Annotated in this window: 23 protein-coding genes; 18 read left to right on the forward strand and 5 right to left on the reverse strand. The window is 64.5% G+C overall.

The window, feature by feature from the left end:
• Positions 1-5 precede the first annotated feature (5 nt).
• Together AC3FLX_RS25915 and smc are read right to left on the reverse strand one after the other, a co-directional pair.
• Positions 6-1,343 carry a cell division protein ZipA C-terminal FtsZ-binding domain-containing protein gene (locus AC3FLX_RS25915; protein ID WP_488700202.1) on the reverse strand — a complete coding sequence of 446 codons (1,338 nt, stop codon included), beginning with the start codon at positions 1,341-1,343 and terminating at the stop codon, positions 6-8.
• Between the two features lies 1 nt (position 1,344).
• A complete protein-coding gene (gene smc / locus AC3FLX_RS25920) occupies positions 1,345-4,860 on the reverse strand; it encodes a chromosome segregation protein SMC (RefSeq protein ID WP_488700203.1) in 3,516 nt (1,171 codons plus the stop codon).
• Between the two features lie 395 nt (positions 4,861-5,255).
• Between smc and AC3FLX_RS25925 the strand changes: the two genes are divergently transcribed.
• On the forward strand, positions 5,256-6,095 hold the full coding sequence (locus AC3FLX_RS25925) for a ferritin-like domain-containing protein (protein WP_488700204.1): 840 nt from the start codon (positions 5,256-5,258) through the stop codon (positions 6,093-6,095).
• Between the two features lie 79 nt (positions 6,096-6,174).
• Here AC3FLX_RS25925 and AC3FLX_RS25930 read toward each other — a convergent pair whose 3' ends face one another.
• Together AC3FLX_RS25930 and AC3FLX_RS25935 are read right to left on the reverse strand one after the other, a co-directional pair.
• Positions 6,175-6,462, reverse strand: coding sequence for a hypothetical protein (locus tag AC3FLX_RS25930; protein ID WP_488700205.1), 288 nt, complete (start codon positions 6,460-6,462; stop codon positions 6,175-6,177).
• A 10-nt stretch (positions 6,463-6,472) separates the two neighbouring features.
• Positions 6,473-7,075, reverse strand: a complete 603-nt coding sequence (locus AC3FLX_RS25935) for a hypothetical protein (RefSeq protein WP_488700206.1) — start codon at positions 7,073-7,075, stop codon at positions 6,473-6,475.
• Positions 7,076-7,286: 211 nt separating this feature from the next.
• Between AC3FLX_RS25935 and dapC the strand changes: the two genes are divergently transcribed.
• From dapC to prmB, 6 genes are all read left to right on the forward strand, one after another.
• Complete coding sequence (gene dapC / locus AC3FLX_RS25940) at positions 7,287-8,486, forward strand: succinyldiaminopimelate transaminase (RefSeq protein WP_488700207.1); 1,200 nt, start codon at positions 7,287-7,289, stop codon at positions 8,484-8,486.
• A gap of 106 nt (positions 8,487-8,592) precedes the next feature.
• Positions 8,593-9,417, forward strand: a complete 825-nt coding sequence (gene dapD, locus AC3FLX_RS25945; RefSeq protein ID WP_488700208.1) for a 2,3,4,5-tetrahydropyridine-2,6-dicarboxylate N-succinyltransferase — start codon at positions 8,593-8,595, stop codon at positions 9,415-9,417.
• 57 nt (positions 9,418-9,474) lie between these two features.
• Positions 9,475-9,858, forward strand: coding sequence for a hypothetical protein (locus AC3FLX_RS25950; RefSeq protein WP_488700209.1), 384 nt, complete (start codon positions 9,475-9,477; stop codon positions 9,856-9,858).
• Positions 9,859-9,880: 22 nt separating this feature from the next.
• A complete protein-coding gene (locus tag AC3FLX_RS25955; protein ID WP_488700210.1) occupies positions 9,881-10,228 on the forward strand; it encodes an arsenate reductase in 348 nt (115 codons plus the stop codon).
• Positions 10,229-10,251: 23 nt separating this feature from the next.
• On the forward strand, positions 10,252-11,403 hold the full coding sequence (gene dapE, locus AC3FLX_RS25960) for a succinyl-diaminopimelate desuccinylase (RefSeq protein WP_488700211.1): 1,152 nt from the start codon (positions 10,252-10,254) through the stop codon (positions 11,401-11,403).
• 16 nt (positions 11,404-11,419) lie between these two features.
• The gene (gene prmB, locus AC3FLX_RS25965) at positions 11,420-12,313 is read left to right on the forward strand and encodes a 50S ribosomal protein L3 N(5)-glutamine methyltransferase (protein ID WP_488700212.1); all 894 of its coding nucleotides are present in this window, start codon (positions 11,420-11,422) and stop codon (positions 12,311-12,313) included.
• Between the two features lie 69 nt (positions 12,314-12,382).
• On the opposite strand, the gene AC3FLX_RS25970 is transcribed toward prmB, so the two are convergent.
• The gene (locus AC3FLX_RS25970) at positions 12,383-12,844 is read right to left on the reverse strand and encodes an RcnB family protein (RefSeq protein ID WP_488700213.1); all 462 of its coding nucleotides are present in this window, start codon (positions 12,842-12,844) and stop codon (positions 12,383-12,385) included.
• Between the two features lie 358 nt (positions 12,845-13,202).
• Between AC3FLX_RS25970 and AC3FLX_RS25975 the strand changes: the two genes are divergently transcribed.
• The 11 genes from AC3FLX_RS25975 to AC3FLX_RS26025 all read left to right on the forward strand — a co-directional run bounded on the left by AC3FLX_RS25975 (position 13,203) and on the right by AC3FLX_RS26025 (position 25,890).
• Positions 13,203-13,937 (forward strand): FadR/GntR family transcriptional regulator, encoded by a 735-nt coding sequence (locus AC3FLX_RS25975; RefSeq protein WP_488700214.1) that lies wholly within the window; start codon positions 13,203-13,205, stop codon positions 13,935-13,937.
• Positions 13,937-14,962, forward strand: coding sequence for an L-idonate 5-dehydrogenase (locus tag AC3FLX_RS25980; protein ID WP_488700215.1), 1,026 nt, complete (start codon positions 13,937-13,939; stop codon positions 14,960-14,962). Before AC3FLX_RS25975 ends, AC3FLX_RS25980 begins: the two co-directional genes overlap by 1 nt.
• 75 nt (positions 14,963-15,037) lie before the next feature.
• The gene (locus AC3FLX_RS25985; RefSeq protein WP_488700308.1) at positions 15,038-16,033 is read left to right on the forward strand and encodes a sialic acid TRAP transporter substrate-binding protein SiaP; all 996 of its coding nucleotides are present in this window, start codon (positions 15,038-15,040) and stop codon (positions 16,031-16,033) included.
• An 84-nt stretch (positions 16,034-16,117) separates the two neighbouring features.
• Positions 16,118-16,738 carry a TRAP transporter small permease gene (locus AC3FLX_RS25990; protein ID WP_488700216.1) on the forward strand — a complete coding sequence of 207 codons (621 nt, stop codon included), beginning with the start codon at positions 16,118-16,120 and terminating at the stop codon, positions 16,736-16,738.
• Positions 16,739-16,750: 12 nt separating this feature from the next.
• Positions 16,751-18,154, forward strand: a complete 1,404-nt coding sequence (locus AC3FLX_RS25995) for a TRAP transporter large permease (protein WP_488700217.1) — start codon at positions 16,751-16,753, stop codon at positions 18,152-18,154.
• Complete coding sequence (locus AC3FLX_RS26000; RefSeq protein WP_488700218.1) at positions 18,151-19,254, forward strand: mandelate racemase/muconate lactonizing enzyme family protein; 1,104 nt, start codon at positions 18,151-18,153, stop codon at positions 19,252-19,254. The genes AC3FLX_RS25995 and AC3FLX_RS26000 overlap by 4 nt, the downstream gene beginning before the upstream one ends.
• Positions 19,255-19,296: 42 nt before the next feature.
• A complete protein-coding gene (locus AC3FLX_RS26005) occupies positions 19,297-20,052 on the forward strand; it encodes an SDR family oxidoreductase (protein WP_488700220.1) in 756 nt (251 codons plus the stop codon).
• A gap of 17 nt (positions 20,053-20,069) precedes the next feature.
• Positions 20,070-21,608, forward strand: coding sequence for a UxaA family hydrolase (locus AC3FLX_RS26010; RefSeq protein WP_488700221.1), 1,539 nt, complete (start codon positions 20,070-20,072; stop codon positions 21,606-21,608).
• 27 nt (positions 21,609-21,635) lie between these two features.
• A complete protein-coding gene (gene manD / locus AC3FLX_RS26015) occupies positions 21,636-22,847 on the forward strand; it encodes a D-mannonate dehydratase ManD (protein ID WP_488700222.1) in 1,212 nt (403 codons plus the stop codon).
• Positions 22,848-22,899: 52 nt separating this feature from the next.
• The gene (locus AC3FLX_RS26020) at positions 22,900-24,435 is read left to right on the forward strand and encodes a mannitol dehydrogenase family protein (protein ID WP_488700223.1); all 1,536 of its coding nucleotides are present in this window, start codon (positions 22,900-22,902) and stop codon (positions 24,433-24,435) included.
• Positions 24,436-24,585: 150 nt separating this feature from the next.
• The gene (locus tag AC3FLX_RS26025) at positions 24,586-25,890 is read left to right on the forward strand and encodes an MFS transporter (RefSeq protein WP_488700224.1); all 1,305 of its coding nucleotides are present in this window, start codon (positions 24,586-24,588) and stop codon (positions 25,888-25,890) included.
• Positions 25,891-25,914 lie beyond the last annotated feature (24 nt).

The following is a 25,914-nucleotide window of genomic DNA, read 5'->3' on the forward strand; positions in this document are numbered from 1 at the left end:
CGTGATTAGACGCTGAACAGGCGCTGCGCCACCGGCGAACCGGCCGGCATGCCACGCGATTCCAGCTTCTCGTAGAGTTTTTCGAGCTGGGTGAAGATCGCGACGAACGACGCCTCCGTCAGCGGACGCATATTGTCGTCCACCAGTTGCGCACCCATGCGCTGCGCCAGGCTGTAACCGTACTCGCATACCGTCTTGAACGGCTTGATGGCCTGCGAGGCCTGCGGTACGTCCAGCAGCAGCGTGATCTGGCGGCCAGCGTTCAGCGTCAGATCGTCACGCAGGAAGTTGGTGTCGCCAAACTGCAGCGTGAAGAGCGGCTTCTGCACGCCATCGGCACCCGGTTCATAGCGGATGAAACGCGTACCGTCGCGCGACAGCACCAGCCCGTCCTGCGTGGCCACGGTCTGCACATAGGCGGCCGACCACGGCGCACCATCGGAAATTACATTCACGCCAAGCTGCACGTCGGCGCCTGCGGCAAACCCGTCCAGCTCGCGGGCATTGGCCACCGTTTCGGTCATGTCAGGCAACTCGGCCGACGCATCCAGCGTCTCGGCCAGCGCTTCCACGGCGTTGACGAATTCGGAAAATTCCAGCGCGTTGAGCGGGCCACTGCGGTTGGCCAGCTGCACGGCCACCTGCAGGTCTTCGTACTGGTGGCCGGCCGTCACGGCCTCCCACGCATTCGACTCGACACGCAGACCTTCGATATGTACCTGCTTGGTGCCCGCGCGGCGCAGACGGCCGGTCAGCGGCAGAATGCGATCGCCCGAGGCCTTGCGTTCCAGGTGCATCGGCACGATGCAGTCGATCAGCGGGTCGATCGCGGCAGCCGCAGGCTGGCCATCCAGCGACACCGGTTCGGTAGCCGGCGTTGCCTTGGCAACCGGCGCGACCTTGTCTTCGGTTTCCAGCTCGGCAGCGGCGTGGGCTTCAGCGTGGGCGTCGGCTCGCGCGGCCGTCGGTGCGGCGGCTACGGCAACTTCGTCAGCCACGATCTCGTCGGCATCGGCGGAGCTGGCGGCAGCATGCGCGGCGGCCGTTGCCGTGGCCACATCGGCCGGGGCATCCACCTCATCGTCGTGCTTCAGGCCCTTGCCAATTTCGCCCAGTGTCGGTTCACGCCGGGGCACGTGCTCGGGAGGCGTGGCCTCCTTGAGCTTGGCCTCGGTCTCGGGCTTCGTGGTTTTGCCAACCACCGGCTCGCGCATCGGCGGCAGGTCGTCTTCGGGCATCAGCGGCCGCACACGGCGCGCCTTGTGAATCTGCCAGCGGTTATAAGCCACCAGCAACAGGAGCAATACAACACCCGCGATGATCAGTGCGTTCTGCAGTTCCATCTTAAGCGGCCTCCGCCATCGATACGGCTGCATCCATGTCCACCGCCACGATCCGCGAGACACCCTGCTCCTGCATCGTCACGCCAATCAGCTGATGGGCCATCTCCATCGCAATCTTGTTGTGAGAAATAAATACGAACTGCGTCTTGTCCGACATGCGCGCCACCATGTTCGCGTAGCGCTCGGTGTTGGCGTCGTCCAGCGGCGCGTCCACCTCGTCCAGCAGACAGAACGGTGCCGGGTTCAGCTGGAACATCGCAAACACCAGGGCAATGGCGGTCAGCGCCTTCTCGCCACCGGACAGCAGGTGAATCGTCGAATTCTTCTTGCCTGGCGGCTGCGCCATCACCTGCACGCCGGCATCGAGAATTTCCTCGCCGGTCATGATCAGCTTGGCCTGGCCACCGCCGAACAGCGACGGGAACAGCTCGCCAAAATGGTAGTTGACCTGATCGAACGTGCCCTGCAGCAGCGCGCGCGTTTCCTGGTCGATCTTTGCGATGGCGTCTTCGAGCGTGTTGATCGCGTCGGTCAAGTCGGCCGTCTGCGCGTCCAGGAACGTCTTGCGCTCGCGTGCCGCGGCCAGTTCGTCCAGGGCGGCCATGTTGACGGGACCCAGCGCGTTGATCGCATTGTTCAGGCGCGTCACTTCGCCCTGCAGGTACGACGGCTTCAGGTCGCCGACCAGCTTTTCGGCCAGCGCGGCCTCATCGACTTCCGCCGTCGCCAGTTGCTCGGTGAACTGCTCCTGGTTCAGGCGTGCCGCCTGTTCCTTGAGCTGACATTCGGTGATACGGTCGCGCAGCGGCTGCAGGCTGCGCTCGGCGGCCAGGCGCTGTTCGTCGAACTGGCGCAGCTGGGCCGACAGCGCGTCCAGCTCGATGCGCGCGGCCGACAGCTTCTGCTCCTTCTCGGCGCGCACTTCCAGCGCTTCGTGCAGGCCCGTGTTGGCGGTCTGCTCGTTGATCGTTTCCAGCTCGGCACGCGCGTTTTCCAGCGTTTCCGCCACGCGCTCGCTCTGGTCGGCAGCCATCTGAATATTGCGGCGCAGCTCGTCGATCCGACCAGCCAGATTGCGCTCGGCGAACACCGCTTCCTGCGCGGCGCGTTCCAGATCGCGCAACTGTTGACGCGCGTTGGTCAGCTTTGTGTCCAGACCGTCGAAGGCCATCTGCTGGTCTTCATGCGACGCCTGCAGCTCGGCCAGTTGCGTATCGTGCTGCTCGAAACTCGCTTCGGACTCGGCACGGATCGCGCGCTGCTCGTCGATCTGGGCGTCGATTTCGTTCAGTTCCTCGCGGATCTGACCGCTACGCGCCGAGAAGCGCTCCATCGCCTGCGACAGCTTCAGCACGTCCATCTGCAACCCATGCACGCGGCGCGTTGCCTGCTCGGCGCGCGCACGCGCCTCGATCAGCGTCGTGCTCGCGTGGGTGTACGCCGTTTCGGCGCGCACAGCCTGCGATCTGGCTTCATCGGACAACAGCAGCTGGGCGCGCGACTGCTTCTGCAGGTTTTCGATTTCCTGCGCGCGTGCCAGCATGCCCGCCTGCTCGGAATCCGCGGCGTAGATCTGGATCGCGTTGCGGCCCACCAGATGGCCTTCGGCCACCACGAACTGGGCGCCGTCGGGCAGCGTATTGCGGGCCGCCAGCGCTTGCGACATGTCGGCGGCCGTGTAGATATCGGCCAGCCAGTCCTGCATCACGGCGCGAATGCCTGGCTCGGTGATCTGCACCAGCGCCATCAGCGGACGCAGCCCGGCGGGCGCCTCCACGGGCCGCGCGGCCGGCGGCGGTGTGTAGAAGGCGAGCTTGGCCGGAGGAACGTCGGACAGGAAACCCTTGACCCAGTCCAGGTTCGACACTTCCAGCGCAGCGAGCTTCTCACGCAGCACCGATTCCAGCGCGTTTTCCCAGCCCGGCTCGATATGGACCTTCTTCCACAGGCGCGGCAGTTCGGCCAGGCCGTGGCGCTCCAGCCACGGCTGCACCTTGCCGTCCGTCTGGACGTTTTCCTGTAGCTGGCGCAGTGCCGCCAGACGGGCGTCGAGCGATGCGATCGCGGCCGCTTCGCTCTGCACGCGCTCCTGCGCGGTGCGCCGCTCCGTGTCCAGGCGCGGTACGGCCTCCTCGGCGTCCATCAGCGATGCCTGGGATTCCTCGAGCGTCGCCTCCTGCTCGGCCAGGTCCATGCGCAACTCTTCCAGCCGCACCTCGTCGGGGCGATCCAGTCCCTGCTCCTCGCCCTTCAGACGCTCCTTGCGCTGCTCCAACTGCTGCAGCATCTGGTTGGCGTTGCGCTGGTGCGCCGCTTCGAGCTTCAGCGCCTGCTCGGCCTGCATGATGCCGCTGCGCTGATCGTTGAGCTTCTGCTGGGCATCGCGCCACTGCGCTTCCAGCGTCGGCAGCTCGTCGCTCTTCTGGGCCACGGTGTCCTGGGCTTCGATCGTGCGCGCCTCCGACAGCGCCAGGTCTTCCTCTGCCTGAGCGATATCGTCGTTCGCCTGGTCGGCCTTGCCCTGCCACTGCTCGCGCTGCGCCGTCAATGCGGCGATCTGCGCCTGCAGACGGTTGCGCGATTCCACCACATAGCGGATCTCGGCTTCGAGCTTGCTGACCTCGGAATTGGCCTCGTAGAGCGCGCCTTGCGCGGCGTGCATGCCGTCGGACGCCGCATAGTGCGCGGCGCGCATCGTTTCGAGCTCGGCTTCCACGTGGCGCAGTTGCGCGGTCTGTGCTTCGAGGTCGATCTGTGCCTGGTCGATGGCGCGGGCATGGCGTTCCTGCTCGGCCTGGGCTTCGCGCTTGCGCAGCAGCCACAGCAGGTGTTGCTTTTCCTCGCCTTCGGACTGCAGTTGCCTGAAGCGCTGCGCCACCTCGGCCTGGCCTTCGAGCTTTTCGAGGTTGTTGCCCAGTTCGCGCAGGATGTCTTCCACGCGAGTCAGGTTCTCGCGCGTGTCGCCCAGCCGGTTCTCGGTCTCGCGGCGGCGCTCCTTGTACTTCGAGACACCGGCGGCTTCTTCCAGGAAGATCCGCATGTCATCGGGCTTGGCCTCGATGATCCGCGAGATCATGCCCTGCCCGATGATCGCGTATGCGCGCGGGCCCAGGCCGGTGCCCAGGAAGATGTCCTGGATATCCTTGCGGCGCACCGCCTGGTTGTTGATGTAGTAAGACGACGTGCCATCGCGCGTCAGCACGCGCTTGACCGCCACTTCGGCGTATTGGCTCCACTGGCCGGCGGCCCGGCCCTCGGCATTGTCGAACACCAGTTCGACGCTGGCGCGGCCGGCCTGCTTGCGCGCGGTCGAGCCGTTGAAGATCACGTCCTGCATGGACTCGCCACGCAGCTCCGACGCACGTGATTCGCCAAGCACCCAGCGCACCGCGTCGATGATGTTGGATTTACCGCAGCCGTTGGGACCTACGATGCCGACCAGTTGGCCAGGCACTTGAAAATTGGTGGGATCGACGAAGGACTTGAAGCCCGCCAGCTTGATCGAGGACAGTCGCACGGTTGTCGTGTGGTTTGGGCGATACGAAATTGGAAACGCCGGGTCCACGCCGGAGCACACGGCAAGGCGTGACGCCTGCGCCGCAAACTGCCCTTGGTGCCCGATAGATTGGCGCTAATCATACCATCGCCGATCCATGCATCGGCCGCTTTCTCCACCGTTGCACTCACCACGAAGCCACCCTTGCCCGCCCCGGAAAATCTTTGTATTTCCGTAGCTTGCGTGCGTTTCTGCAAGCACTTTCCAGCCACCTGGGGTGTTTCATAGAAACGTCACACTGGCGTGGCGCCGTGGAACTTGTCAGGGTTAGTGCTAGTCTTTGCAGATGTTGGCGTGACGCTGGAGACCCCTCCGGCAAGCGCTGTCCCCGTCGCACTGATGCAGGAGGACCGAGCATGCCCCCAACACCACCGGCCGAAGTGCCGGGCGACCCACCGTGGTCAATAGACGACATCGATTACGCTGCAATCAACGTCTCCAGCGTGCGCGAGAACCGCACGCTCTTCTACCTGCTCACCGGCGCCTCGTTCATTGAGAGCGGTTCGGATACCTACGCAGGCAACCTCGCCCAGTACTACGCCGGCGTCCCCGATGCGGCCGAATGGCTGTCTCAGCACTGGGAGCGCGAGGAACTACAGCACGGCCTGGCGCTACGCCGCTACGTTGAGCATGTCTGGCCCGAATTCGACTGGGAACGTGGTTACCGCCGATTTTTCGAGGAGTACCGCGCCACCTGCTCGATCGACAACTTCGAGCCGACGCTAGCGCTGGAAATGGCCGCCCGCTGCGTGGTGGAGACCGGTACGGCCACCTACTACCGGGCGCTGGAGCAGGCCAGCGACGAACCGGTGCTCCGCGCACTGACCAAGCGCATCGCCAATGACGAGGTACGTCACTACAAGCATTTCTTCCGCTATTTCAATACCTTGAACGCCCATGAAAAACTGGGCCGCGGCAAGGTGTTGTCGGCTCTGGCGCGCCGGCTGCTCGAAATCAAGAACGAGGACGCCGAGATTGCGCTGCGCAATGTCCTGCGCGTGGAGCAGAACCGGGAAGACGTACAGGAACGCGAAGTCCGCGCGCTTAACTCAATGTGCAGCGCCGTGGTACGCCGTCATCTTCCCATCGAAATGACCGTCAAGATGCTGCTGCGCCCCTTGCACCTGCATGCGCGGCTGGAAAACATGGTGAGGCGGCCGATTGTGGCGATGGTGTCGCGGGTGATGCTGTATTGATCTGCCAACCGACAGTGCTGGACGTCGGCCTGGTTGTGTTTCCCAGGCCGACCACCCGCCAGTCTCACCGGCGCCGCCCTCAGTCCAATTCAAAATCGGCCTCCAACTCCGACGCCAGCGCGCAATCATAAAGGCGCCGCACCACCTGATAATCCCCGCAGCGCTCGTCTGTCCAGAAATGGTAGTCCGCCCCGGTCGACTTCCTGGAAAATCCAACCCGGAATTCCGGCACCTGTTCCGAAAGACTGTAGTTGTAGCGTAATTGGACTTCGAATTTTGGCAAGTCCGCCAGCACTGCCGACTTCATATCATCGAAATGCCATACCAGTTCGCCTCTTTCGGTTTTCTCGCGCAAACGAATCAGCATATTGGAAACACTACACGGCAACATCGATTTTTCTCCCGGCTGGGTTGCTTGTTTCGATTTCCTGCTTCACCTGCAGCAACTTCTTGACCAGTTCTATTTTCTGGCCCTTCGACAAATAGCCTGGCACACCGCGATTCAACGCGTAGGAAAACACGGCCTCGATCTGGCCAAACGCATTTAGCCCATCCCGATCTTCGTCGGCCAATAGCTGCGGAAATATCTTCACGCACGTTTTCCTGAAATGAACGAAACAACTCCAGGCATATCGATAGTCATCGAGATTCACATGCGACAACACGTCATCCAATGCCGCAAGGCACTGACTAATACCTGCCGCGGCGTCCACAAGGTTGGCATGGGACAACATTGACTGCGCCTCTTTCTGGATGGAGCGGGACACCCGAAGCCCGTTCAGCACCTCGCATATGGCGACAATCAAACCAACCAGCGTTGCCGCGGTACCCACATACGTGAAAATATCGAGATTCCGCTGCAGGGCCAGCACGCGCTCGTAGCTTGAAAAGGCCACGATAATCAACAAGCTGCAGGACACCGCGCAAAAAATCCGGATCGCGTGGTCCTGCATCCTCCAATCTCCGTTCCAGGTGGTCATTTCGGTATCGCTCAAGACGTCGTCGGAAGGACAGTCTGGCCGCTCGGGGACACAAGGGAAATGAGACGTATCTGAAACAGAGCAGAATCGAGGCGCCAGCGTCATGGCGCCCCGGCCCGGCCGGCGGGCGCCCACGGCCGCCTCCCGTCCTTTCCGGTGATGTGCCCGGCGCGATATACTGCTGGGTTTCAACGTCGCCCCGCCTGCCACCGTGAATCCGCGCCTCGACCTGCTCCAGACCTACCCTTTCGAGAAACTGCGCGTGCTGGTGGCCGACGTGAAACCGGCCGACAAGCCGGCCATCAGCTTTGGCATTGGCGAACCCAAGCACCCGACGCCGCAGTTCATCAAGGATGCGATGACCGCATCGCTTTCGGGTCTGGCGGTCTATCCCGCCACGGCCGGGACCAATGATCTGCGCCAGACCATCGCCGGCTGGCTGGAGCGCCGCTATGGCCTGCCGAAGGTCGACGCCGCCACCGAGGTGCTGCCGGTCAGCGGATCGCGCGAAGCGCTGTTCGCATTTGCCCAGACCGTCATCGACGCCAGCCAGCCCAATCCGCTGGTGCTCTGCCCGAACCCGTTCTATCAGATCTACGAAGGCGCGGCCCTGCTGGCCGGCGCCCGCCCGGTATTCGCCAACAGCGATCCCGCGCGCAATTTCGCGCCGGCCTTCGACCAGATCGATGCCGAAGTCTGGCCGCACGTGCAACTGCTCTATGTCTGCTCGCCGGGCAATCCGACCGGCGCTGTGCTGTCGCTTGAAGACTGGAAGCAGCTGTTCGCGCTGTCGGACCGCTATGGCTTTGTGATTGCCTCGGACGAATGCTATTCCGAGATCTATTTCGACGAAGCCACGCCGCCGCTTGGCGCGCTGGAGGCCGCCCACAAGCTGGGCCGCGGCTTTGACCGCCTGGTGATGTTCTCGAGCCTGTCCAAGCGTTCGAACGTGCCCGGCCTGCGCTCTGGCTTTGTGGCCGGCGATGCCGCGATCCTGAAGAAATTCCTGCTATACCGTACCTACCACGGCGCGGCGCTGAACCCGGCCGTACAGGCCGCCAGCGTGGCCGCGTGGAGTGACGAGGCCCACGTGCGCGACAACCGCTCCGCCTATGTACGCAAGTTCGCCGAAGTCACGCCACTGCTGGCCGAAGTGCTGGACGTGGCGCTGCCCGACGCGGCGTTCTACCTGTGGGCCGATGTTTCGCGCACCGGACTGGGCGACACCGAATTCGCGGTGCGCCTGCTGGCGGAGCAGAACGTGGCCGTGCTGCCGGGCAGCTATCTGGCGCGCGACGCCTATGGTGTGAACCCTGGCAAGAACCGCGTGCGCATGGCACTGGTGGCCACGCCCGACGAATGCCTGGAGGGCGCTCGCCGGATTGTGGAATTCTGCAAGTCGCTGGGCTGAACCGGCGCAAACGCTTCACCCTGCTTCACCGATCGAATGCCCTGGCGCCGGGGCTGCTGCATCCGGCGCCGCATCTCTCACACAAATCACCACTGAGAACATCATCATGACGCAAGCTCTGCAAGCCCTGATCGACCAGGCCTGGGAAGACCGCACCAGCCTGTCGCCGAAGTCCGCGCCGAACGATATCCGCGAAGCCGTGGCCAACGTCATTTCGCAGCTCGATTCCGGCGCGCTGCGCGTGGCCGAAAAGCAAGGCAAGGACTGGATCGTCAACCAGTGGATCAAGAAGGCCGTGCTGCTGTCGTTCCGCCTGGAAGACAACGCGCCGATGAGCGCCGGCGGCTTTGCCCAGTTCTACGACAAGGTGCCGACCAAGTTCGCCAACTGGAGCCAGGACGACTTCGCCAAGGCAGGCTTCCGCGTGGTGCCGCCGGCCGTGGCCCGCCGCGGTTCGTTCATCGCCAAGAACGCCGTGCTGATGCCGTCGTACGTGAACATCGGCGCCTACGTGGACGAAGGCACGATGGTCGACACCTGGGCCACCGTCGGTTCGTGCGCCCAGATCGGCAAGAACGTGCACCTGTCGGGTGGCGTGGGCATCGGCGGCGTGCTGGAGCCGCTGCAGGCCAACCCGGTGATCATCGAAGACAACTGCTTCATCGGCGCCCGTTCGGAAGTTGTGGAAGGCGTGATCGTTGAAGAGAACTCGGTGATTTCGATGGGCGTGTACCTGGGCCAGTCGACCAAGATCTATGACCGCGAAACGGGCGAGATCCACTACGGCCGCGTGCCCGCCGGTTCGGTGGTCGTGGCGGGTAACCTGCCGTCGAAGGACGGCAAGTACAGCCTGTACTGCGCCGTGATCGTGAAGAAGGTGGACGCGCAAACCCGCGCCAAGACCAGCCTGAACGACCTGCTGCGCGACTGATCGTCACGCCTCAACCTGCCGCCGGGTTCGCCTGGCGGCAGCGCCCGACCCCTGCCGATGCCATCCCTCCGCAAGCGACTCATGGCCCTCGACCCCGCCACTGTCAGTACCGTGCTTTCCCTGCTTCCCACCATTCTCGAACAGGCCAACAAGACCATCGAGAAACTCAAGAAAGGCAAGCGCAAGGATGACGCCACCGCGCCCGACGCGGCGGAAGTGCGCGACCCGGCCGCGCGCATCGCGGAGCTGGAAGCGGCCGCCGTGCAGCAGGCCGAAGCGGTCAAGCTGCTGGCTGAACAACATGCGATCACGATCGAAGCGCTGCGCCGCGAAGCCGCGCGCCTGGACCGCCGCCTGCGCCTGATGACGGCCGTCGCCATGACCGGCGTGGCAATGGGCCTGGGCGGCCTGGTCATCGCGATCAACCTGCTGTTCCGCTAACCCATTTTCGATTCAGCGAACCATGACCGTCCTGCTCTACGGCATTCCCAACTGCGACACCGTCAAGAAGGCCCGCACCTGGCTGGAGTCGAACGGCGTCGACTACACGTTCCACGATTTCAAGAAGCAAGGCGTCGACGAGAAGATGTTGCGCGCCTGGCTCAAGCACGTGCCGTTGGCCACGCTGCTGAACAAGAAAGGCACGACGTACCGCGCGCTCTCCGATGCCGACAAGACGAAGGCCGAAAGCGAAGCCGGCGCCGTTGCCCTGATGCAGACCAGCCCGTCGCTGATCAAGCGCCCGGTACTGGATCGCGATGGCAAGGTCAGCGTGGGTTTTTCCGCTGACAACTACGCCTCGCTGTTCTGACGTTATTTGCTCCACCCTGCCCCATGAATCCGACCCTTGCCCTGACCGAAGACCTGATGCGCCGCCGCTCGGTCACCCCTGCCGACGAAGGCTGCCAGTCCGTGCTGGAGGCGCGCCTGAACGCGCTTGGCTTTACCTGCGAGAACATCGTCAGCGGCCCTGACACCTTCCGCGTGACCAATCTGTGGGCGGTCAAACGCGGCACGCAGGGCACGGCGGGCAAGCTGCTGGCCTTTGCCGGCCACACCGACGTGGTGCCGACCGGCCCGCTGGAACAGTGGTCGTCAGACCCGTTCGAGCCGACGCAGCGCGACGGCAAGCTCTACGGCCGTGGCGCGGCCGACATGAAGACGTCGATTGCCGGCTTCGTGGTGGCCTGCGAGGAATTCATCGCCAAGCATCCCGACCACGCCGGTTCGATCGCGTTCCTGATCACCAGCGACGAGGAAGGCCCCGCGCACGACGGCACCGTGAAGGTGGTGGAAGCGCTGACGGCCCGTGGCGAGCGCCTGGACTACTGCGTGGTTGGCGAGCCGACCTCGGTCGACACGCTGGGCGACATGGTCAAGAACGGCCGCCGCGGATCGCTGTCGGGCAAGCTCACCGTCAAGGGCGTACAGGGCCATATCGCCTATCCGCACCTGGCGCGCAATCCGATCCACCTGGCTGCGCCGGCACTGACCGCGCTGGTGGGCGAGACATGGGACCAGGGTAACGAGTACTTCCCGCCCACCACGTGGCAGATGTCGAATATCCACGCGGGCACCGGTGCCACCAACGTGATTCCGGGTCACGTGACCATCGACTTCAACTTCCGCTTCTCGACGGCCAGCACACCGGACGGTCTGAAGCAGCGCGTGCATGCCATCCTGGACCAGCATGGCCTGGAATACACGCTGGACTGGACGCTCGGTGGCGAGCCATTCCTGACGCCGCGTGGCGACCTTTCCGAAGCGCTGGCGGCAGCCATCGCCGCCGAGACCGGCGTGACGACCGAACTGTCGACCACGGGCGGCACCTCCGATGGCCGCTTCATCGCAAAGATCTGCCCGCAGGTCATCGAATTTGGCCCGCCGAACGCCAGCATCCACAAGATCGACGAACACGTGGAAGTGCGCTTCATCGAACCGCTCAAGAATGTTTACCGTGGCGTGCTCGAACGCCTGATCGCCTGACAAGCAGGACCCGCACATGGCAACCACCTCCCCTCTCCAGACCGTCCGCGACCTGCTGCGCCTGGCGGTTTCCCGGTTTACGGCCGCCCGGCTGTCCTTCGGACACGGCAGCGCCAACGCCTATGACGAAGCGGCCTATCTGGTGCTGCATACGCTGAACCTGCCGCTCGACACGCTCGATCCGTTTCTCGATGCGCGCCTGCTGCCCGAGGAAGTCGACGCGGTGCTGAAGGTGATCGACCGTCGCGTGACCGAGCGCGTGCCGGCCGCGTACATCACGCACGAGGCGTTCATGCACGGCCTGCGCTTCTACGTGGATTCGCGCGTGATCGTGCCGCGCAGCTTTATCGGCGAATTGCTGCAAGACGGCCTGGAGCCGTGGCTGGGCGATATCGAGCAGATCGGCCCGGTGCTGGAACTCTGTACCGGCTCGGGCTGCCTGCCGATCATCGCCGCGCACGTCTGGCCGAACGCCCGGATTGATGCGGTCGATATCTCGTCCGATGCGCTGGCCGTGGCCCGCCGCAACGTGGCCGATTACAAGATGGAAGATCGCATCTCGCTGTATGAAGGCGATCTGTACGCGCCGCTGCCATCGGGCGCTGCATATGACGTGATCCTGACCAATCCGCCGTACGTCAACGAGCAGTCGATGCGTGAACTGCCGGCCGAGTACCTGGCCGAGCCGCGCCTTGCGCTGGCCGGTGGCGACGACGGCATGGACGTGGTGCGCCGGATCGTCGCCGGCGCCAAAAAGCGCCTGAACCCGGGCGGCGTGCTCGTGGTGGAAATCGGCAACGAGCGCAAATACGTCGAGGCCGCGTTCCCCGAACTCGACATCGTCTGGCTCTCGGTCAGCGCCGGTGACGACCAGGTCTTCCTGGTGACGTACGACGCCCTGCCGGACTGAGCGCACGCAATAAAAAAACGCGCCGTGGAGACCACGGCGCGTTTTTCTTCCCATTCCTCACGCCCCCGATTAACTACCTCCCGGCCCAACCGAATAGATCGTGCCGTTCGACGACACCTGGTAGTAGTCGGCGCCAACGCCCACCCAGTGATAGCCCTTCTTGGGCGCGGGCAGGTTGTAATCCTTGTACTTATCGATCACGTACTGCCGGTCACGGAATTCGGTCGGCAACTTGTCGCCCTTGTTCCATTTCTGCGGCGCGTATGGCGACTGTGCGCCCATCGGTTGCGAACCGGCTGACTGGCTGGGAGCCATAGCGCCCGACGAGCGGCTGCTCGGCTGCGACATGCCCTGACCATGCGACATGCCCTGTGCCTGACGGCCACCGGAAGCTGGTGGCATTGGCGCGGACGATGGTGGCATGGCACCCGACTGGCCTTGCATCGGTTGTTGCTGCTGGGCCTGTGCAAGTGGCACAGCCAGCAGGCCGGTGGCGACCAGGACGGCTGGTATTAACGTCTTCGTTTTCATCGTGATCTCCTCACAGATGGAACACGTCAGACTGCCCGCGAACCGGACAGTCCCAACAAAGCTTAGTAGCAAATGCGAGACCCGCATGAACGCGCGGCCTTTGAAAGCACCGGGTCGATCCGCGCTTTTTCAATGAATTCAATGATTTGCCTTCCCCAGGTTCATCACGGGTTGCATTGAAATATTGCGCTGTCGGGCGATGCGGACAGGTAGTTTTGGCACGCAGGGTCTACCCAAATTGCAGCTCGCGGCATGCTGCGGCGCGCCACAACTTTTTCTTGAAGGCGCGCGCAAAGTCTCCTAGAAATTGGTCTGACCGCTTGACCATTTGTCCGCTGCCTGCCTCGGGGAAAAACCCATGCCGCTTCAGCAGATCGAACCGCGTCGCCTGTACCGCCAGATTGCCGACCAGTTGCGCCGGCTGATCGAAAGCGGCGAATTCCCCGTGGGTTCGCGCCTGCCGCCCGAGCGTGACCTTGCGGTGCAGCTCGGCGTATCGCGGCCGTCGGTGCGCGAGGCTCTGATTGCGCTGGAAGTGGAAGGCCTGGTGGAAGTCCGCATGGGGTCTGGCATCTATGCCTGCGCCGCCGATGCCGTGCTCCCGGCGCACGCGGGCAGTATCGAGGCGGCACCACCGCTCGACGTGATTCGTGCACGGCAGATCATTGAAGGGGAACTGGCCGCGGGGGCCGCGCGCCACTGCACGCCTCCACTGCTCGAAGCGCTGGCTGAATCGATCGCGCTAATGGAAGAAGAAGCCGGCGGCGGCAACATCCCGGTGCGCGGCGACCGCATGTTCCATCTGCGCATTGCCGAGGTTTCCGAAAACGCGGTGCTGCTGCGCCTGGTAGCCGAACTCTTCGACGAACGCCACAACCCGCTGTTCGCCCAGTTCGGCAACCACTTCGAGAATGCCGAAAGCTGGGCCGCCGCCATCGCGGAACACCGTGTCGTGATCAACGCCATTGCCTCCGGCGCGCCCGACGAGGCACGCGCCGCCATGTGCGACCACCTGGAGCAATCGCACAACCGCTTCTATGCGGCATGGCCAGGCCATGCCAAAGACGCGAAAGCATTCAGCGAGGAGTCCTGATGTCCCTGACCTGTCATATCCATGCCAGTGAAGACCTGCGCTTTACCGACGTCGAACCGTTGACACCCGGCGCGCATGACGTGCTGGTGCGGCTGGGCGCCGCCGGTATCTGCGGCTCGGATCTGCACTACTACTTCCACGGCAAGGTCGGCGCCTTTGTCATCAAGGAACCGCTGACGCCGGGGCACGAAGCGTCGGGCGTCGTGGAAGCGGTAGGCAGCGCGGTCACGCGCGTGGCGCCTGGCATGAAGGTGGCCATCAATCCGTCTCACGCATGCGGACAGTGCGATTACTGCCGCGCCGGGCGCGACAACCTCTGCCGCAATATGCGGTTCCTGGGCAGCGCCAGCGTGTTCCCGCACGTGCAAGGCATGTTTCGCCAGCACTTCCTGATGCACGAGCAGCAGCTGACACCGGTGGAGGCCGATATCTCACTGGGCGAACTGGCATTCGCCGAGCCGCTGTCCGTAGCACTGCATGGCGTGAACCGCGCGGGCGAACTGCTTGGCAAGACCGTGCTGGTGACCGGTGGCGGCACCATCGGCAGCCTGACCGTGATGGCCGCGCGGCTGGCAGGCGCGGCACGGATCATCGTGTGCGATATCGCGCAGCGGCCGCTGGACGTGGCGGCGACAGTGGGCGCCGACCAGACGATCCTGACCACGCAGGTACCGGCCAGCGAATTGCAGGACATCGCGGACGTAAGCCTGGAAGCCGCCGGCAGCGCGGCGTCGCTGGGCACGTGCCTGACCGCCACGCGCCGTGGCGGCCGCATCGTCCAGGTCGGCACCTTGCCGGCCGAGGGCCTGCATTTTCCGGCCAACAGCATCATGGCGCGCGAACTCGATTACGTGGGCGCATTCCGCTTTGGCCGCGAGTTCGACTGGTCCGTGCAGTACCTGACCGCCCGGCGGCTGGACGTGCGTCCGTTGCTGTCGGCGCAATTGCCGTTGGCCCAGGCCGTGGAGGCGTTCCAGCTGGCGGCCGACAAATCCCGCAGTACGAAGGTGCAGTTGACCGGGTGAGGTTTGCCCTCGCACGCCGACCGGCCACCACAATAAGGCCGGCGGCACTTCCACCGAAAAAAGGAGACACCCATGATGCTTCGTCGCCGGCAGTTATCGTCCATGCTCGGTGCGGCCCTGCTGTTCGCCGCCACCCTGGCCACCCCCGCGCTTGCGCAGCAGGCGGCCCCGATCAAGCTCAAGTGGGCACACGTCTATGAAACGTCCGAGCCGTTTCACAAGTGGTCGGTGTGGGCGGCCGACGAGATCAAGAAGCGCAGTAACGGCAAGTACCAGATCGACGTCTACCCGGCATCGCAACTGGGCAAGGAGAACGATATCAACCAGGGCCTGGCAATGGGCACCGTGGACATGATCATCTCGGGCTCCAGCTTCGCAGCCAAGTCGTTCCCGCGCATTGGCGTGACTTACTACCCGTACATCTTCCGCGGCCCCGATCACCTGCTGGCCTATACCCGCAGCGACATCTACAAGGAACTGACGGCCGGCTACGAGCAGAAGACCGGCAACCACATCGTGGCAACCACGTACTACGGCACGCGGCAGTCCACATCGAACAAGCCGTTCTCACATTGCACCGAGATGAAGGGCCTCAAGATGCGCGTGCCCGATGTGCCGGCATACCTGGCCATGCCGCGTGCCTGCGGCGTGAATACGTCGCCGATCGCGTTCGCCGAGGTCTACCTGGCGCTGCAGAACGGCACCGTGGAAGCACAGGAAAACCCGCTCACCACGATCGAGGCCAAGAAGTTCTATGAAGTGCAGAAGTACATCGTGCTGACGGGTCATATCGTCGATCACCTGAACACGATCATCTCCGGCACGCTCTGGAAGAAGCTGTCCGAACCGGAACGCAAGATGTTCTCGGACGTCGCGCAGGAGGCCGCCACCAAGGCCACGGCCGATGTGGTCGCGCGCGAGAAGGAACTCGTGGCCGTGTTCAAGCAGAAAGGCATCACGGTGACCGAGGTCAACATTCCCGAATACCGGGACGCGGTGCTCAAGAACGTGAGCATTGAATCGCAGGGCTATCGCAAGGCCGACTGGGAAAAGATCCAGGCGGTGAAGTAATCGGCTTGCCTGTCTGACTCCCCTCTCCCGCATGTGGTCGAGGGGAGCCAAGCACACCCTCAGCAATACAACGGAGTTGCAGACATGGAAATGCGATCCCGAGCGATACCGCCAGACAACGATACCCCGCCCCCCGAGGGCGGCCCGCACATGACCTCCGTCGAGGAGATCGTCCACAGTTTCGAGGAAGCCGATGCGCAGCCGGTGGACCTCTCCGGCTACGCCACCGAGGACTGGATCACCGTGGGCCTGTTCTGGGTCATGACCATCCTGGTCTTTCTGCAGTTCTTCACGCGCTACGTGATGAACGATTCCCTGGCGTGGACCGAGGAACTGGCTACCTACTGTCTGATCGGCGTGGTCTTCATCGGCGCATCGATGTGTGTGCGCAAGAGCCGCCATATCCAGGTGGATCTGATCTATCGCTACCTGCCGCACGGCCCGGCACGTGTGCTGTCGACGCTGGTCGACCTGCTGCGCACCGCCTTCCTGGCCTATGCCGCCTACCTGATCTGGAAGTACATCGGCATCGTCGGCGACGAACCGATGACCACCATCGACTGGAACAAGGGCCATGTGTACTGGCTCACGCTGGCCGGCTTCGTGCTGATGCTGGGGCGGTCGATCCAGGTCACATGGCAGAACTGGCGCAACGGATATTCGATCCTGGAACGCCCTGAAGCGTTCGAGTCGTTCGACAACTGAGGGAGCACCAGCATGTGGATCCTGATTGCATCGTTCCTGCTGCTGATGCTGGTTGGCATGCCGGTCGCCGTGTCGATGGCCCTGGCGTCGCTGTTCTATATCTGGGCAAGCGGCACCGTGCCCGACGTAATTCTGGCCCAGCGCATGATCGCGGGCGTGGAGAGCTTTCCGCTGCTGGCCGTGCCGTTCTTCATCCTGGCCGGCAACCTCATGAACGTGGCCGGCATCACCGGTCGCATCTACAACTTCGCGGTGGCGCTGGTCGGCTGGATGCGCGGCGGCCTGGGCCACGTCAATATCATCGGCTCGGTGATTTTCTCGGGCATGAGCGGCACGGCCATTGCCGACGCGGCCGGCCTTGGCACCATCGAAATCAAGGCCATGAAGGATCACGGCTACGAGACCGAGTTCGCCGTCGGCGTGACGGCGGCTTCGGCCACGCTGGGGCCGATCATTCCGCCGTCACTTCCGTTCGTGATCTACGGCATGATGGCCAACGTGTCGATCGGTTCGCTGTTCCTGGCGGGCATTGTTCCGGGGCTGGTGCTGACGCTGTTCATGATGGCCACCGTGGCGTGGATCGCGCACCGGCGCGGTTGGGGCGGCGACACCGAGTTCTCGTGGAAACTGCTCGGCGCGGCCACCATTGAAATCATCGTCGTGCTGGCCTTTCCGATGGCAATCTGGCTGGCCGTGTCGGCCGGCATGTCGACCAATATGGCCGCGATGATCGCGCTGGTGGCGCTGCTGGCGCTCGACTGGTACTTCGACTTCTCGGCGGTGATGGCGCTGATGGCGCCCGTGATCCTGATCGGCGGCATGACGCTGGGCTGGTTCACCCCCACCGAGGCAGCCGTGGCCGCGGTGATCTGGGCGCTGTTCCTGGGCCTGGTGCGCTACCGGTCGATGACGTTCCGCGCGCTGACCAAAGCCACCCTCGATACGATCGAAACGACGGCGTCCGTGCTGTTCATCGTTACGGCGGCGTCGATCTTTGCCTGGCTGCTGACCACCAGCCAGGCCGCCCAGGCACTGACCGATGCGATCCTGGGTTTCACGCAGAGCAAATGGGTGTTTCTGCTGCTGGCCAACCTGCTGATCCTGATCGTCGGCTGCTTCATCGATACCACGGCCGCGATCACGATCCTGGTGCCGATCCTGCTGCCCATCGTGCTGAAGCTCGGCATCGATCCGATCCACTTTGGCCTGATCATGACGCTCAACCTGATGATCGGCCTGCTGCATCCGCCGCTCGGCATGGTGCTGTTCGTGTTGGCGCGCGTGGCCCGGCTATCGGTCGAACGCACGACCGTGGCCATCCTGCCGTGGCTGGTGCCGCTGTTCCTGACGCTGATTGCCATCACCTACATCCCCGAGATCACGATGTGGTTGCCGAACCTGGTGGGCAACAAATGACAACCATCACGCATGTTGAACTGTTTCAGGTTGACCTGCCCCCACCGGTAGCACGCTCCGATGCGATCCAGTCGTTCATTACCCAGGAAACGCCGATCGTGCGTCTGCGCTGCGACGATGGCAGCGAGGGCACGGGTTACAGCTACACGATCGGCACGGGCGGCTCGTCGGTCATGGCGCTGTTGCGTGACCACCTGGCGCCGCAGTTGATCGGCCGCGATCCGGCCCGCATCGAAAAGATCTGGCACGACCTGCTGTTCAGCACCCACGCCACTTCGGTGGGCGCGATCACGAGCCTCGCGCTGGCTGCCATCGACACGGCCCTGTGGGACTGGCGCTGCCGTCGCGATGGCCAGCCACTGTGGCTGGCCGCGGGTGGCGCACAGCAGCGCGTGCCGATGTACTCCACCGAAGGCGGCTGGCTGCATCTGTCGCGCAACGAACTCGTGGATGCCACGGTGGCGGCAAAGCAGGCCGGCTTTCGTGGCGCCAAGGTCAAGGTGGGCAAGCCGCACCTGGCCGAGGATATCGAGCGGCTCCACGCGGTGCGCGAAGCCGTGGGCGACATGTTCGCGCTGATGATCGACGCCAACCAGTGCTTTACGGCGGCAGAGGCCATCCGCCGCGCGCCGCATTTCGCGGACCTCGGTTTATCGTGGTTCGAGGAACCGCTGCCTGCTGACGACCTGTCCGGTCACGTGCGGCTGGCGGCGTCGACTCACCTGCCGATTGCCGTGGGCGAATCGCTCTATTCGGCCGGCCAGTTTGCCGACTACCTGCGCCAGGGTGCCTGTTCCATCGTGCAGGCCGATGTCGCGCGCATCGGCGGCATTACGCCGTGGCTCAAGGTGGCGCATCTGGCCGAAGCCTGCAACGTATCGATCTGCCCGCACTTCCTGATGGAGCTGCATGTATCGCTCTGCGCGGCGGTGCCGAATGCACCCTGGGTCGAGTACATCCCGCAGCTCGACGCCATTGCTCACAGCCGCGTGGAAATGAGCAATGGCCATGCCGTGGCACCCAGCTCGCCGGGGCTTGGCATCGATTGGGACTGGACCGAGATCGACCACCGCGCCCGCACGCACGCCACCGTTTCCTGACTTTCCTGACAAGACACCCGCATAAGGGATAAGGAGCCATCCATGTCGCAACGACTTGCCGGCAAGATCGCACTGGTCACGGCCGCCGGCCAGGGCATCGGCCGCGCCACTGCCGAAGCCTTCCTGCGCGAGGGCGCGCAGGTATATGCCGCCGATATCAACGCCGCGACGCTGGCGGAGCTGGCCGCCCTGCCCGGCTGCACGACGCTGCGGCTCGACGTGACCGACGGCGCGGCCGTGGACGCCGCCGCGCGCCAGATCGGCCGCATCGACGTGCTGTTCAACGGCGCCGGCTTTGTGCATCACGGCACGATTCTCGACTGCGACGAGGCCGCCTTCGATTTTTCGATGAACCTTAACGTCCGTGCGATGTATCGCATGATGCGCGCGTTCCTGCCGGCCATGCTCGACGCTGGCGGCGGCTCGATCGTCAACATGGCCTCGGTGGCCGGCAGCATCAAGGGCGCGCCCAACCGCTTTGTCTATGGCGCCACCAAGGCCGCCGTAATCGGCATGACCAAAGCCGTGGCCGCGGACTACATCACGCGCGGCATCCGCTGCAATGCCATCTGTCCCGGCACCGTGGAGTCGCCATCGCTGCGCCAGCGCATCGGCAATCAGGCCGCCACCGGCGGCAAGACGCTGGCACAGGTGGAAGCCGACTTCATCGCACGCCAGCCGATGGGACGCATCGGCACCGCCGCGGAAATTGCCGCGCTTGCGGTCTATCTGGCATCGGACGAATCGGCCTTCACCACTGGCACCGCGCAAGTCATCGACGGCGGCTGGTCCAACTGACGCACTGGGAGACGCGCATGTCCGCACCGGCAGTCATCCGCATCCACCCCGCCGACGATATCGTCATCGCCTGCCGCCAGCTATTGCCCGGCACGGTTCTGCACCAGGAAGGCGTCACCGTTGCCAGCATGGTGCCGCCGGGCCACAAGGTGGCGGTGCGTGCCATCGCCGAGGGCGCGCCCGTGCGCCGCTACAACCAGATCATCGGCTTTGCGCGGCAACCCATCGCACCCGGCCAGCACGTGCACACCCACAACCTGGCGATGGGCGACTTTGCGCGCGATTATGCGTCGGGCAGCGATATCCGCGACACCGCCCTGGCCACCGAGCTGGCGACGTTCGACGGCATCGTGCGCGCCGATGGGCGCGTCGCCACGCGCAACTACATCGGCATCCTGACCTCGGTGAACTGCTCGGCCACGGTCGCGCGCGCCATCGCCGATCACTTCCGCCGCGAGATCCACCCCGAGGCGCTGGCGCCCTATCCCAACGTCGATGGCGTGGTCGCCCTCACGCATGGCGCGGGCTGCGCCACCGACAGCGATGGCGAAAACCTGCGCGTGCTGCGCCGCACGCTGGCCGGCTACGCGCGCCATCCGAACTTTGCGGCGGTGCTGGTCGTGGGCCTGGGCTGCGAAACCAACCAGATCGACGCGCTGCTGGCCGAGCCGGGCCTGGCCGCCCTGGTCGACGGGCCGCGCTTTCACAGCTTCAATATCCAGGACACGGGCGGCACCGCCAAGACCGTGGCACGTGGCGTCGGCATCGTGCAAGCCCTGCTCGACGATGCCAATCGCGTCACGCGCAAGCCGGTGCCGGCCAGTCACATCGTGGTGGGCCTGCAGTGCGGCGGTTCCGACGGCTATTCGGGTATCACGGCCAATCCCGCGCTCGGTGCCGCGGTGGACCTGCTGGTGGCCCAGGGTGGCACCGCGATCCTGTCGGAAACGCCGGAGATCTATGGGGCCGAGCATCTGCTCACGCGCCGCGCTGTTTCCCCCGCCGTCGCGGAACGCCTGATCGCACGCATCCGCTGGTGGGAGGACTACACCGCACGCAACGCGGGAAGCATGGACAACAACCCGTCGGCCGGCAACAAGGCTGGCGGCCTGACCACGATCCTGGAGAAATCGCTCGGCGCCGTGGCCAAGAGCGGCACGACCAATCTCGTCGACGTCTACGAGTTCGCCGAACCGGTGCGCGCGCATGGACTAGTGTTCATGGACACGCCGGGCTACGACCCCGTTTCCGCCACGGGCCAGGTGGCCGGCGGCGCGAATCTGATCTGCTTTACCACGGGCCGGGGGTCGGCCTATGGCTGCGCGCCTTCGCCGTCGCTGAAGCTGTCGACCAACAACGCGCTCTGGCAGCGCCAGTCCGAGGATATCGACATCAACTGTGGCGACATCCTCGATGGCGACGCGACCATCGCGCAGAAAGGCGCCGCCATCTTCCGGCTGATGCTGGAGACCGCGTCTGGCCGCCGCACGCGCAGCGAGCTACACGGCTATGGCCAGAACGAATTCGTGCCCTGGGCGCTTGGCGCCGTGATGTGAAATCCGCAGGACTTCCGGAGACCTTGCATGAAGATCACCAACGCGCGTGTCATCGTCTGCTGCCCTGGGCGCAACTTCGTCACGCTCAAGATCGAAACCGATGAAGGGCTGACCGGCATTGGCGACGCCACGCTCAACGGCCGCGAACTGGCCGTGGTCAGCTATCTCGAAGAGCACGTAATTCCGTGCCTGATCGGCCGCGATGCGCACCAGATCGAGGACATCTGGCAATACCTGTACCGGGGCGCCTACTGGCGGCGCGGGCCGGTGACGATGAGCGCGATCGCCGCGGTCGACACCGCGCTGTGGGACATCAAGGCCAAGGCCGCCAACCTGCCGCTTTATCAACTGCTGGGCGGCAAGAGCCGCACCGGCGTGATGGTCTACGGCCACGCGAACGGCAGCGACATCGGCCATACGGTGGAAGAGGTGCTGCGCTACAAGGAAATGGGTTACAAGGCGATTCGCGCGCAGTCCGGCGTGCCGGGGCTGAACAAGGTCTATGGCGTGTCGCGCGACCGGCTGTTCTACGAGCCTGCCGATGCCAACCTGCCATCCGAGCATGACTGGAGCACCGAACGCTACCTCGAACACACGCCGAAGCTGTTCGACAAGGTGCGCGACGCAGTCGGTCCGGACATCCACCTGCTGCACGACGTGCACCACCGGCTGACCCCGATCGAAGCCGGGCGGCTGGGCAGGTCGCTGGAGCCGTTCCGGCTGTTCTGGATGGAGGACGCCACGCCCGCCGAAGACCAGCGCGCCTTCCGCCTGATCCGCCAGCACACGGTCACGCCGTTGGCCGTGGGCGAGATTTTCAACAGCATCTGGGATTGCAAGACGCTGATCGAGGAGCAACTGATCGACTATATTCGTGCCACGGTGGTACACGCGGGCGGCATCACCCATTTGCGCCGCATTGCCGACTTTGCCGCGACGTATCAGGTCCGCACCGGCTGCCACGGCGCTACGGACCTGTCGCCGGCGTGCATGGGCGCGGCGCTGCATTTCGATATCTGGGTGCCGAACTTCGGGGTCCAGGAATACATGCGCCATACCGAGGAAACCGATGCCGTCTTTCCGCACGCATACACGTTCCACGACGGCATGATGTACCCCGGCGATGCGCCGGGGCATGGCGTGGATATCGACGAGAAGCTCGCGGCAAAGTACCCTTACCAGCGTGCCTACCTGCCCGTGAACCGGCTGGCGCACGATGGCACGCTGTGGCACTGGTAGGCGAAAGCCCACCGACGACAACCGACGACAACGCACGACAAGGGAGACCGTGATGAGCGATATCGAACAGTTGCCGCGTCTGCATCCCGGCCGGCTCGGTGCGTTGCCCGCCACCGTGCGGCGTCCGAAATACCCGCGGGACGACCTGCGCGCGGGTATCGTGCATCTGGGTATCGGCGCCTTCCATCGCGGCCATCAGGCCGAGATTACCGAGACGGCCATCGAGGCCTCCGGCGCCGACGGCCTGCGCTGGGGCATCATCGGCGTCTCGCTGCGCCGGCCCGATACGCGCGACGCGCTCAAGCCGCAGGGCAGCCTCTATACGCTGGCGCTGCGCAGCGCCACGGCCGAATCGCTGCAGGTCATCGGCGCCGTGATGGACGTGCTGGTGGCCGAGGAAGATCCCGAGATCGTGCTCGACCGCATCGCGCATCGGGACACCCACATCATCAGCCTGACCGTCACCGAGAAAGGCTATTGCCACGATCCGGCCACGGGTGAGCTGAACCGCGCCGACCGCGACATCATCGAAGACCTGTCCGGCGTCTCGCATCCGGTAACCGCCATCGGCTATCTGGCGCGCGGGCTGCAGCGGCGCATGGAACGCGCGCTGGGTCCGGTCACGCTGCTGTCCTGCGACAACCTGGCCAGCAACGGCGACACGCTGCGCCGCGTGCTGCTGGCCTTCTGCGCCGAGATCGACCCCACGCTGCACGACTGGGTGCAGGCGCGCTGCACGTTCCCCAATACGATGGTCGACCGCATCGTGCCCAAGACCACCATCGACGATGTGGCCCATGTATCCAGCGCGCTCGGCCTATACGATGCGTGGCCCGTGGTGGGCGAACCGTTCTTTCAATGGGTGATCGAAGATCGCTTTGCGGCGGGCCGTCCGAAATGGGAAGCCGGCGGCGCGCAGTTCGTGTCCGAGGCACGGCCGTTCGAGGTGCTCAAGCACCGGCTGGTCAACGGCAGCCAGTCGATGATGGCGTACATGGGCGTCCTGGCCGGCTGGCCGAGCACCGATCGCGTGATCGCACAGCCCGCCGTTCACACATTCATTTCGGAGACGATGGCCCGCGAGACCCAGCCGACGCTGCCACCCCTTCCCGGCCTGGACGTGGACGCCTATCGCGCCAGCCTGCTGCCGCGCTTCACGAATCCGGCGCTGGGCCATCGCACGCGCCAGATCGCGATGGACGGCTCGCAGAAGATTCCGCAGCGTCTGTTGGCACCGATCCGCGACCGCATCGCGGCCGGCCAGCCGTTTCCGCGGCTGGCGCTTGGCGTGGCCGCGTGGCTGCACTTCCTGCGTGGCTACGATGAAACGGGCAATGCCTTTCCGATCGAAGACCCGCTGGCCCCGGCGCTGGCCGAAGTGATGGCCCGAGCCGCACGCGACACCGAAAATCTGTTCGATGCCCGCACGCGCGAGCGGCAGCGCGTAGCGATCATCGCCGGCTTTGCGCCGGTTTTTGGCGACCTCGCGCAATCGCCGGTCTTCGTTGAAACCGTGGCCGCGCAGCTGGAATTGCTGTGCGCGCATGGGGTAACCGGTGCATTGAGCCGGGTGAATAGCGCCGGCTAGCCCGACGCCAGCGCAGGCCACGCATGCGCTGGCGTCATGCCCGCATGCGCAGATATCGTTTCTCCGGTCAGGACGACGCCCCTACCATCGGCCAAAGCCTGTCAGAAATGGGCTTCCCAGCGTTCTGCCAAACACCGGAGAGAGAGAGACATGCAAGCCAGCGCCCCCGCCTTTGCGGAGACTGCGCCTCATATCGGGGCCAGTCAACGCCGCCGCGCCATCATCGCCACGGTGATCGGCAACGGCCTCGAATGGTTCGACTTCACGGTGTACAGCTTCTTTGCCGTGATCATCGCCAAGTTGTTCTTCCCCACAGGGAATGATCTGTCCTCGCTGCTGCTGGCCGTGGCCACGTTCGGCGTGGGCTTCTTCATGCGGCCCGTGGGCGGCATCATCCTGGGCGTCTACGCGGACCGCGTGGGCCGCAAGGCAGCGCTGTCGCTGACCATCCTGCTGATGGCCGCCGGCACCACGCTGATCGGCATCGCTCCCACCTACGACCAGATCGGTGTGTTCGCGCCGCTGCTGATCGTGATCGCGCGGCTGATGCAAGGCTTCTCAGCCGGCGGCGAGATGGGCGGTGCCACCGCCTTCCTGACCGAATACGCACCGGAGCGGCAGCGCGCCTACTATTCGAGCTGGATTCAGGCCAGCATCGGCGTAGCCGTGCTGCTGGGCGCCGCGGTCGGCACGTTCGTCACCTCCACGCTGAGTCCCGAGGCACTGAATAGCTGGGGCTGGCGCCTGCCGTTCCTGATCGGCATGATCATCGGCCCGGTTGGTTTCTATATCCGTCACAACCTCGACGAGACGCCGACGTTCCAGGCCGCCACCGACAAGACCGATTCGCCGCTGACCGAGGTGCTGCGCGACTACCCGCGCCAGACCGCCGCCAGTTTCTCGATGGTGATCCTGTGGACGGTCTGCACTTACGTGCTGCTGTTCTACATGCCGACCTACGCCGTGAAGGTGCTCAAGGTGCCGCAATCCACGGGCTTCGTCGCCGGCATGGCGGGTGGCATGGCGATCATGGTGTTCGCGCCGATCGTCGGCATGATGGCCGACCGCATCGGCCGCCGGGGCCTGCTGTCCGGCGCGGCCGCGCTGATTTTCGTGCTGGCCTGGCCGATGTTCGCGTACATCAACCACGCGCCGGGCCTTGCCTCGCTGCTGGTGTTCCAGCTCGTGTTCGGCGTGCTGATTGCCGCGTACACCGGCCCGATCCTCGCCGCATTCGCCGAACTGTTTCCGGCCAAGGTGCTGTCCACCGGCCTGTCGGTGGCGTACAACCTGGCCGTGACGATCTTCGGCGGCTTTGCCTCGTTCTTCATCACGTGGCTGATCGCCACCACGGGCAGCAGCATGGCCCCGGCCATCTATGTGATGATCGCCGCCGCCATCAGCTTCCGCGGCACGCGCCTGGTGCGCGAGCCCGCCTATCTGAAATCGAAGTAATCGGAAGTAAAGACGTAAGCCAAG

It is taken from the genome of Cupriavidus sp. 291-E7, from assembly GCF_057798835.1.